This window comes from Actinomycetota bacterium (assembly GCA_005888325.1).
Classification (GTDB): domain Bacteria; phylum Actinomycetota; class Acidimicrobiia; order Acidimicrobiales; family AC-14; genus AC-14.
The window spans coordinates 1-9,236 of sequence record VAWU01000073.1 but is presented as its reverse complement, the minus strand read 5'-3'; the positions used below and the strand labels follow the sequence as shown (position 1 = coordinate 9,236).

The window sequence follows — 9,236 nt, the reverse complement described above, 5'->3', positions numbered from 1 at the left end:
CTGCTGCGATGGAGCCAGCAGACGTCCTCGACAACGTCCGCCAGATCGCCGACCGGTTCGCCGCCGATCGGAGGGCGCGCCAGCTGCGCACCGTTCTGATCCGTTCGGAGTTCGACGAGCTGGCCGAGGCCGGGCTGCCGCTCTCGGGGGTACCGACCGATCAGGGCGGGTTGTGGGAGAGCCAGCGCAGGTCCACCCGGGGCATCTGCGAGCTCCTGCGCACGCTCGCACGCGGCGACTCGTCGCTCGCGCTCGTGTCCGCCATGCACCCGTCCGTGCTGGCGTTCTGGCTCGCGAGCCCGGTTGCGCCCGACCCCTACACCGCGGCGTGGGAGGCGCAGCGTCGGGCGCACTTCGAAGCCGTGGTCGGTGGCGCCTGGTGGGGCACGATCACCTCGGAATCGGGCAGCGGCGGCGACGTGCTGAGGACCAGGGCGAAGGCGCGTCGCGACGGTGGCGAGTACCGCCTCACCGGCGCCAAGCAGTTCGGCAGCGGCTCGGGCATCACCTCGTTCATGATCACGACTGCCGTGCCCGACGACGAGCCCGAGCCCGACTGGTTCGTCCTTCCGGTGAAGGACGTGCCCTGGGACGGGTCGAGCGGCATGAAGCTGGTGGGCGAGTGGGACGGCCACGGGATGATCGCCACCCAGAGCCACGCCATGGCGTTCGCCGACTTCGCCGCGACCCGGTTCGCGTGGCACGGCAACCTGCGGGGGTTGATCGACGCGGCCGCTCCCTTCTTCGGCTGTTGCTTCACCGCAGTGATCGTGGGCGTCGCCGAGACCGCGATCGCGCACGCGCGCGCGCAGCTCGCACCGAAGCAGGAAGGGATGCGCGCGTACGAGCGGGTGGAGTGGGCTCAGGTCGAGCTGGAGGACTGGCTCATCCACCAGGCCTACGAGGCGATGCTACGGGCGGTCGAGACGAGCGACCGACCGCTGGCCGAGGTGCGGCGCGGCAAGACCGCGGTCGCGCAGCTCGCGGAAGCCGCGCTCACACGCGTGTGCCGAGTTGTCGGCGGCGGCACCTTCGGGCGCCAGTCGCCGTTCGGCTGCTGGTTCGAGGACGTACGCGCCCTGGGCTTCCTGCGGCCGCCCTGGGGGCTGGCCTACGACGCGATGTTCGCGGACAGCTGGGCGGGCTGACCCCAGCGATCAGGGCGCTTCGCCCAGCGCACCGGTGACGCCCCGCCGCGCGGCGTCCCGGCCCCGCTGCACGACATAGAGCAGGAAGGCCGACTCGGCCGCCGCACCGATGCCGACGCGCACCACCGTCGACCCCACGTGACCGGTGACGAAGCCCTCGATCGAGCCCGCGGCACCGAACACCGCGATGAGACCCAGCACGATCACGATGGCCCGCCGTCCCTCCTCGAGCAGCGCGGTGCTCCGAGGTCGGTCGCCGGGGTCGATCAGCGACCAGCCGAGCATCAGGCCGGCGGCTCCCGCGATGAACACCCCTGTCAGCTCGAGCAGGCCGTGAGGGAGCACGAGGCCCCAGAACTTGCCGCTCTGCCCGACCGACGCGAAGAGACCCGCGACCTCGCCCAGCCGCGCGCCGTTGAAGACGAGCACCCGGACGGTGGGCAGGCAGACGAGGATGCCGCCCGCGAAGGCGAAGAAGCCCACCTGCACGTTGTTGGTGAACACCTCGGCGGCGAAGGCCTCGGCCGGCTGCGACGAGTAGTAGTCCTCGAACTCTCCGTGGACGTATGCCTCGCGTACGGCCGCGGGCGCGCTGGCATCGAGCGCGGCGGGCGAGTGCGCCAGCCAGACTCCCATCGCCAGCGCGGGCACCACGGTGAGGGCGAGGCTGACGGCCACGAAGCGACGGGCGTGCCACACCGCCGCGGGAAACGTGTCGGCGAAGAACCTGCCCACCGCCCGCAGGCTGCGCGCGCGGGTGCCGTAGACGACCGCGCCGGCGCGAGCGACCAGGCGGGTGAGCGTGGCGGTCAGGGACGGGTCGCGGTAGTAGGTGCGGGCGTAGGAGAGGTGCGTGCTGACGCGCTGGTAGAGCCGTACGAGCTCGTCGAGCTCGGCCGGCGACAGGCTGCGCACGGTGCGCCCCGCCCGGGCGGTCAGCGCGCCCAGGCGGTCCCAGGTGGGCTGGTTCAGCGCGATGTACCGGTCGATGTCCATGATTGGTCGAGTGAGCCTTGCCTCGATCGGTGCTTCGGATCAGTCCTGTACCTCGTCCTGCCGATCTACGGTAAATGACGATGGCGACGGCGCAGAACCAGGTGGTCACACCCGAAGCCGTGCCGCTGGATCTGGAGATCGCGAACATCGGGTCGCGCGCCCTCGCCGTGATGATCGACTGGCTGATCCAGGGCACCACGCTGTTCGCGTTGATCATCGGGTTCACCGCCCTGGTCGGGGCGACCAACACCCACGTGGGCGCGGGCATCGCGGCTGCGTTCTTCTTCCTGCTGACGTTCATCGTGCTGTGGGGTTACCCGACCGTGATGGAGACGTTGTGTCGCGGCCACACGATCGGGAAGCTCGCGCTCGGGCTGCGGGTCATCACGGTCGAGGGCGCACCGGTGCGCTTTCGTCACGCGGCCATCCGCGCCACGCTCGGTCTGGTCGACTTCATCCTGACGTCGGGAGCGGGCGCGGTGATCTCGGTGCTGATGACGCATCGCAGTCAGCGTCTCGGTGACCTCGTCGCCGGCACGGTCGTGTTGCGCGAGCGCACCGGCCTGCGCGCGCCGGTCGCGGTCGAGTTCCCCGTGCCGCACGGGCTCGAGACGTATGCGCAGACGCTCGACGTGGCGCGCGTGACCACCGACGACTACCGCGCCGCCCGCACGTTCCTGCTCAGGGCGGCGAGCCTGGCTCCCGCCGTGCGCTACGACCTCGCCCTGCGGATCGCCCAGCCGGTTGCCGGGCGCGTGCAGCCCGCGCCGCCTCCGGGCGTGGCCCCCGAGGCGTTCCTGCTGTGCGTGGCCGCCGTCTACCAGCACCGCCAGGCCCGGCAGGGTGCGCCGGTGCCGGCGTACGCCCCCCCGCCCCCGTCGCCGCCGGCCCCGCCCGGCCGCGAGCAGGGCGACTTCTCGCCACTAGCCTGACCCCGCGTGAGCGTCTCCCTCGAACCTGTCTATCTGGATCACGCGGCGACGGCGCCGATGCGGCCCGAGGCGGTCGAGGCGATGCTGCCGTACCTCACCGAGCGCTTCGGCAACCCGTCGGGCTCGCACGCGGTCGCGCGCGAGGCGCGCAAGGCGCTCGACGAGGCGCGTGACGTCGTCGCCGAGTGCCTGGGGGCCCAGCCGGGTGAGGTCGTCTTCACCGGGAGCGGCACCGAGGCCGACAACCTCGCCATCCTCGGGGCACACGCGTCGCGCGGCGGGCGCGTGGTCTGCACTGCCGTCGAGCACCACGCGGTGCTGCACGCGTGCGCGGCCCTCGGCGGTGACGTCTCACCGGTGGGCGCGGACGGCATTGTCGACGTGCGCGCGCTCCGCGCCCGGCTCGGGCCCGACACCTCGGTCGTGTCGGTGATGCTCGCCAACAACGAGGTGGGCACGGTCCAGCCGCTCGAAGCGGTCGCGGCGACCGTGCGCGACCGGGCGCCGAACGCGGTGCTGCACACCGACGCCGTCCAAGCCTTCCCGTGGCTCGACGTGGCCACCCTGGCCCGCCCCGCCGACCTGGTCGCGGTGAGCGCGCACAAGTTCGGTGGCCCCAAGGGCGTGGGCGCGCTCGTCGTGCGCGACGGAACCCGCGTCGCCCCGATCCTCCACGGCGGTGGCCAGGAGCGCGACCGGCGCAGCGGTACCCACAACGTCGCCGGCATCGTGGGGATGGCCGCGGCCATGCGGGCCACGGTCGCCACCCGCGCCCAGACCGTGGCGCGCGTGACGTCGCTGCGCGACCGTCTGGCCGATGGTCTGCTGGCGGTGATCCCCGACGCGGCCGAGACCGGCGACCGGTCGTCCAAGGTCGCGGGCAACTGCCACCTGTCCTTCGCGGGTGTGGAGTCCGAAGCCCTGCTCGTGCTGCTCGACGGCGCGGGCGTGTGCGCGTCGGCCGGTTCCGCGTGCACGAGCGGTGCCATCGAGCCGTCGCACGTCCTGGTGGCCATGGGCGTGGCGAAGGGGCGCGCGCTCGGCTCACTCCGGCTCTCGCTCGGGGTCACGACCACCGAGTCCGACGTCGACCGTGCCCTCGAGGCGGTGCCCGCGGCGGTCGCGCGCCTGCGCGAGACGGCCTGAGCCGATGCGCGTGCTCGTCGCCATGTCCGGCGGCGTCGACTCTTCCGTCGCGGCCGCCATCCTCCTCGAGCAGGGCCACGAGGTCGTGGGTGTGACGATGAAGCTGTGGGGTGGCGCGTCCGACTCAGGCTGCTGTTCGGTCGCCGACGTCGACGATGCGCGGCGCGTTGCCCAGCAGCTGGGCATCGACTACTGGGTGTTCGCGTTCACCGACGACTTCGACGCGCACGTCGTCGAGCCCTACGTTGCCGCGCACGCGGCGGGCCGCACGCCCAACCCGTGCATCGAGTGCAACCGGCGGCTGAAGTTCGACCGCCTGTTGCGCAGGGCCGACCAGCTCGGCTTCGACGCCGTCGCGACCGGGCACCACGCGCGGGTCGTCGCGTCGCCGGACGGACGCCTGGGGCTGCGTCGTGGCGCGGATCGGGCCAAGGACCAGTCGTACGTGCTGTACGTGCTCGGTCGCGCCGAGCTGTCCCGCTGTCGCTTCCCCGTCGGCCAGCTGACGAAGGCCGAGGTGCGCGGGCGCGCCGCGGCCCTCGGGCTGCGCACGGCCGACAAGCCCGACAGCCAGGACGTCTGCTTCGTGCTGGCGACGGGCGGCCGGCGCGCCTTCCTCGAGCCTCGCATCGGCATTCATCCCGGACGCCTGGTCGACACCGCAGGGCGCGAGGTCGGCCGCGTCGACGCGGTCGAGCTCGTCACCGTGGGCCAGCGCCGGGGCCTCGGCTCGGCCGGCGGCCCGCGCCGGTATGCGCTCGCGGTCGACACCGCGGGCGCGACGGTCACGGTGGGATCGCTCGACGACCTCTTCGTCGACCGGGTGCGGCTCAGCGGGCTCTCGTGGGTCGACTCGCCCGTCACCGGTCCCGTCCTCGCGCAATCCAGCGCCCACGGTGCAGCGGTGCCGGCCATCTTCGACGGCGAGCACGTGAGGTTCGCGGCCCGCCAGCGGGCGGTGGCGCCCGGCCAGAGCGTCGTGCTCTACGACGACGACGACGTGCTCGGCGGAGGGATCGCCGTGTGAGGCCGGCCCTCGTGCTCACCGCGGTCGTCGCGACGTTGCTCTCGGCGGACCCCGCGGAAGCCTCGTGCGGGACGCCCCCACCCCTGTCGCAACGGTTGCAGGAGGCCACGGTCGTGTTCGTGGGGCGGGTGGTGACCACGACGGACAACGGTCGCACCGCGCACGTGCGGGTGGAGCAGGTGTGGAAGGGGGCACCCCTGTCCGACCGGGTCACCGTGAAGGGCGGTCCCGACGACGAAAGTGCGAGATCCTCGGTCGACCGCTCGTTCCGCGCCGGTGCGCGCTATCTGTTCGTGCCGGAACGTGCCGGTGGGCAGTTCCGCGACACGTCGTGCAGCGCCACCGTCGAGTACAGCGGCGCGCTCGCGCAGTTCGTGCCCGACACGGTGACGCTGCCGCGGCGCTCGTCGACAGGGAGCAGTGGCCTCGCCCGTCAGGCTGCGATCGCGCTGGCGGTGGTGCTCATCGTTCTCATCCTGAGCCTCGCCTTCTCCCGCCGTCGCCGGCGCTCGTCGGTCAGCTCGTCCTGATCCGCCGCGTGCGCGCCTGCTCGAGCACCGCGCCCGGCCGCGTGGGCGTGAACAGCAGGCGGGTGGTGCGGCCCGGCTCGCCGGCGCGGACCCCGGGCTTCACGAGGGTGAGCTCGACCTTGTCCAGCAACAGGAGCTCGAGCGCGAGGCCGGGTGCCCGCTGGGTCAGGTCGAGCGAGTCGCTGTCGGCGGGAGCGGGTCGGAGCACCTCGACCGTCTGGCGGGGGAAGAGGACCGGGTCGGCGAGGGTGAGCGGGTCGTGCAGCACGAGCCCGGCGGGCACGAACACCGCCCACCGACGCGAGAGCACGTGCATCGACCGCGTGAGGAGGACGGCCACCGGCGCGCCGACGACGATCGCGATCGCGCCCGCCACCCACTGACGGGTGGCGACGAGGAGCGGGCCGACCGTCACGCCCGCGATCGCGAGCGCCCACGCCAGCACGAGCGGTCCCACCAGCAGGGCCCCGGGGACGCGGAGGGGGAATCGACGCTCGTTGGGGTAGGCGGGCCCGTTCACGCACGCCAGGCCGAACGCCGGCGCGAACGCCCACGTCGCCGAAACGGTCGCCCAGACGAGCGCGAGCGCCGACACGTGGTCGGCGGTGGCAGCCGCGACGACCGCGACGACCGAGGCGGGTGCGACGATCCGCAGCGCGGTGAGGCTCAGCGGGTGGGGCACGAGCACCGCCACCACCCCGACGGCCCAGCCCGTCCACAGCCCCGATGACGCGACCAGCTGAACCGGCCGGCTGGCGGCGTCGAGCGCGTCCGCGAGCGGCGGACCGGCCGTGAACGGCAGCGCGATCCACGACACCCGCACGACCCACGGCACGAGGCGTTGGGAGTCGACGCGCACACGCCATCAGACCACACGCCATTAGACGACATGGCCATCAGACCACGGTTCGCGCCGACCGGCGTCGTGCCCCTGCGGCGGCGCGTAACGTCGTGGGGTGACCTGCACCCCGGACCCGGCCGCGCGTGCCGCCGAGCTGCGCGCCGCGATCGAGTACCACAACACGCGCTACCACGCGCTCGACGATCCGGAGATCTCCGACGCCGAGTACGACGAGAAGGTGCGCGAGCTGCGCGAGATCGAGGAGCTGCACCCCGACGTGGTGACGCCCGACTCGCCCACCCAGAGCGTGGGTGCCACTCCGTCGTCGCTCTTCGCACCCGTCCGGCACCGCACGCGGATGATGTCGCTCGACAACGCCTTCTCGTTCGACGAGCTCGTCGCGTGGGGCCGCCGCATGGAGCGCTACATCTCGGGTGACGTGGACTTCGTGTGCGAGCTGAAGATCGACGGCGTCGCCCTCTCGCTCGTGTACGAGCGGGGTCGCTACACGCAGGCCGCCACGCGAGGCGACGGCGCCGTCGGCGAGGATGTCACCGACAACGTGCGCACCGTCGAGGCCGTGCCCGAGCGCCTCCGCGGCGGCCACCCGCCCGACGTGCTCGAGGTGCGGGGCGAGGTGTACATGCCGATCAAGGCCTTCGAGGAGCTCAACGCGCGCCAGGAGGAGGCCGGAGGCCGCCTGTTCGCCAACCCCCGCAACTCCGCGGCGGGTTCGTTGCGCCAGAAGGACGCCAAGGTCACCGCCAGCCGCGAGCTGTCGTTCTGGACGTATGCCGTCGGCACCGTCGAGGGCGGGCCCGCCTACACGCGGCACTCCGAGACCCTCGAATGGCTGGAGCAGGCCGGCTTCCCGGTCAACCCCGAGATCCGCACGCTGGGCACGCTGGACGACGTGTTCGCGTACTGCGAGCACTGGCTCGAGCACCGGCACGACCTCGACTACGAGATCGACGGCGTCGTGGTGAAGGTCGACGACCTGGGGCAGCGCCAGGAGCTCGGTGCCACGTCGCACGCGCCGCGGTGGGCGATCGCCTACAAGTTCCCGCCCGAGGAGCGCACGACCCGGCTCGAGCAGATCATGGTGTCGATCGGGCGCACGGGGAAAGCCACCCCGTTCGCCATGCTCGAGCCCGTCTTCGTGGGTGGCTCGACCGTCTCCCTCGCCACCCTCCACAACGAGGACCAGGTGCGGGCCAAGGACGTACGTCCCGGCGACACCGTCACCGTGCGCAAGGCGGGTGACGTGATACCGGAGGTCGTGGGACCGGTGCTGTCGTTGCGTCCCAAGGGCCGGCGCAGGTGGAAGTTCCCGACGCGCTGTCCCGCATGCGGGGAAGCGCTCACCCGCCTCGAAGGCGAAAGCGACACGTTCTGCACCAACGCGGAGTGCCCGGCCCAGCTGGCCGGCCGCATCGGCCATTTCGCCTCGCGCGGCGCGATGGATATCGAGGGGATGGGGGAGAAGACGGTGCTGACCCTCACGGGCCGCGGGATGGTGCGCGACGTCGGCGACCTCTACTCGCTGACGTACGACGACCTCATCGTCCTCGAGGGATTCGCCGAGCTCTCGGTGCGCAACCTGCTCGACGCCATCGAGCGGTCGAAGTCCAGGCCGCTGCCGAACCTCCTCGTCGGCCTCAACATCCGTCATCTCGGCGGTGCGGGCGCTCAGGTGGTGGCGCGGGCGTTCGGGCACCTCGACCGCATCATCGACGCCCCGGAGGAGAAGCTCGCCGCAGCGGGCGGCGTTGGTCCTGTGATCGCGAAGAGCGTGAGCGAGTTCTTCGCCCACGAGCCGAATCGCGCCGTCGTGGAGAAGCTGCGCGCCGCGGGCGTGAACTTCCAGGGGCCGGAGGCGCCCGACGTGCCCCAGACGCTCGCGGGCATGTCCGTGGTGGTCACGGGCACCCTCGAGACGTTGTCGCGCGAGCGCGCCGAGGAGGCCGTCAAGGAGCGCGGCGGCAAGGCGCCGGGAAGCGTGTCGAAGAAGACCGACTACGTGGTGATCGGTGAGGGCCCGGGCGCGGCCAAGGTCAACAAGGCGAACGAGCTCGGCATCCCCATGCTCGACGAGGCCGCGTTCCTGCGCCTGTTGGAGACCGGTAGCCCGGGGGAGTGACCCGAGGGAAAGATCAGCCCGGCGGGTCGCGAAGGGCGGCGCGAATCGCAGCTGCAGTCGCGGCCATCGCGTCGTCGCTCTCGTACTTCTGACGCGGCCAGAAGAAGCCGCGCAGGCCGTCCTTGCGCCGTCGGGGCACCACGTGCACGTGCAGGTGGGGCACGCTCTGGCTGACCCGGTTGTTGACCGCGACGAAGGTGCCGTCGGCGCCCATGCCCGCCTCGACCGCGCGGGCGAGGCGTTGCGCGGTGGCGAACACCGGCTCGACCAGGTCGGCCGGCAGGTCGGCCAGGGTCTCGTAATGGGCACGCGGCACCAGCAGGCAGTGGCCGGGAAAGACGGGCCGGGCGTCGAGGAAGGCCATCGTCCGCTCCTCCTCGAGCACCACGTGCGCCGCGATCTCTCCCGTGACGATCTGACAGAACACGCATCCGGGCACAGAGCTGCCACTCATCGCTCGGCGTGGTGCGCAGCAC

At 72.3% G+C, this 9,236-nt stretch carries 8 protein-coding genes; 5 read left to right on the top strand and 3 right to left on the bottom strand.

Annotation, left to right across the window (positions count from 1 at the left end; genetic code table 11):
* Positions 1-1,157: 1,157 nt before the first annotated feature.
* Positions 1,158-2,144, bottom strand: a complete 987-nt coding sequence (locus E6G06_21620) for a stage II sporulation protein M (GenBank protein TML85919.1) — start codon at positions 2,142-2,144, stop codon at positions 1,158-1,160.
* Between the two features lie 74 nt (positions 2,145-2,218).
* Here E6G06_21620 and E6G06_21615 point away from each other — a divergent pair, with 74 nt between their 5' ends.
* The 4 genes from E6G06_21615 to E6G06_21600 are packed head-to-tail and all read left to right on the top strand — an operon-like array spanning position 2,219 to position 5,779.
* Positions 2,219-3,076, top strand: a complete 858-nt coding sequence (locus E6G06_21615; GenBank protein TML85918.1) for an RDD family protein — start codon at positions 2,219-2,221, stop codon at positions 3,074-3,076.
* Positions 3,077-3,133: 57 nt separating this feature from the next.
* The gene (locus E6G06_21610; GenBank protein ID TML85921.1) at positions 3,134-4,222 is read left to right on the top strand and encodes a cysteine desulfurase; all 1,089 of its coding nucleotides are present in this window, start codon (positions 3,134-3,136) and stop codon (positions 4,220-4,222) included.
* Positions 4,223-4,226: 4 nt separating this feature from the next.
* Positions 4,227-5,249: a tRNA 2-thiouridine(34) synthase MnmA gene (mnmA, locus tag E6G06_21605; protein TML85917.1), complete on the top strand. Its 1,023-nt coding sequence runs from the start codon at positions 4,227-4,229 to the stop codon at positions 5,247-5,249.
* Positions 5,246-5,779, top strand: coding sequence for a hypothetical protein (locus tag E6G06_21600; GenBank protein ID TML85916.1), 534 nt, complete (start codon positions 5,246-5,248; stop codon positions 5,777-5,779). The genes mnmA and E6G06_21600 overlap by 4 nt, the downstream gene beginning before the upstream one ends.
* Here the strand turns inward: E6G06_21600 and E6G06_21595 are convergent.
* Positions 5,766-6,638, bottom strand: coding sequence for a hypothetical protein (locus E6G06_21595; protein TML85915.1), 873 nt, complete (start codon positions 6,636-6,638; stop codon positions 5,766-5,768). The genes E6G06_21600 and E6G06_21595 overlap by 14 nt on opposite strands.
* A 97-nt stretch (positions 6,639-6,735) precedes the next feature.
* On the opposite strand from E6G06_21595, the gene ligA reads away from it, so the two are divergent.
* Positions 6,736-8,760: an NAD-dependent DNA ligase LigA gene (gene ligA / locus E6G06_21590; GenBank protein TML85914.1), complete on the top strand. Its 2,025-nt coding sequence runs from the start codon at positions 6,736-6,738 to the stop codon at positions 8,758-8,760.
* A gap of 13 nt (positions 8,761-8,773) precedes the next feature.
* On the opposite strand, the gene E6G06_21585 is transcribed toward ligA, so the two are convergent.
* A complete protein-coding gene (locus tag E6G06_21585; protein ID TML85920.1) occupies positions 8,774-9,199 on the bottom strand; it encodes an HIT family protein in 426 nt (141 codons plus the stop codon).
* Between the last annotated feature and the right edge of the window lie 37 nt (positions 9,200-9,236).

What these genes read in the sequence shown, in the direction of transcription:
- mnmA (TML85917.1), top strand. Translation starts at nt 4,227, where the DNA reads ATGCGCGTGCTCGTCGCCATGTCCGGCGGCGTCGACTCTTCCGTCGCG.
- E6G06_21620 (TML85919.1), bottom strand. Translation starts at nt 2,144, where the DNA reads ATGGACATCGACCGGTACATCGCGCTGAACCAGCCCACCTGGGACCGC.
- E6G06_21610 (TML85921.1), top strand. Translation starts at nt 3,134, where the DNA reads ATGCGGCCCGAGGCGGTCGAGGCGATGCTGCCGTACCTCACCGAGCGC.
- E6G06_21615 (TML85918.1), top strand. Translation starts at nt 2,219, where the DNA reads ATGACGATGGCGACGGCGCAGAACCAGGTGGTCACACCCGAAGCCGTG.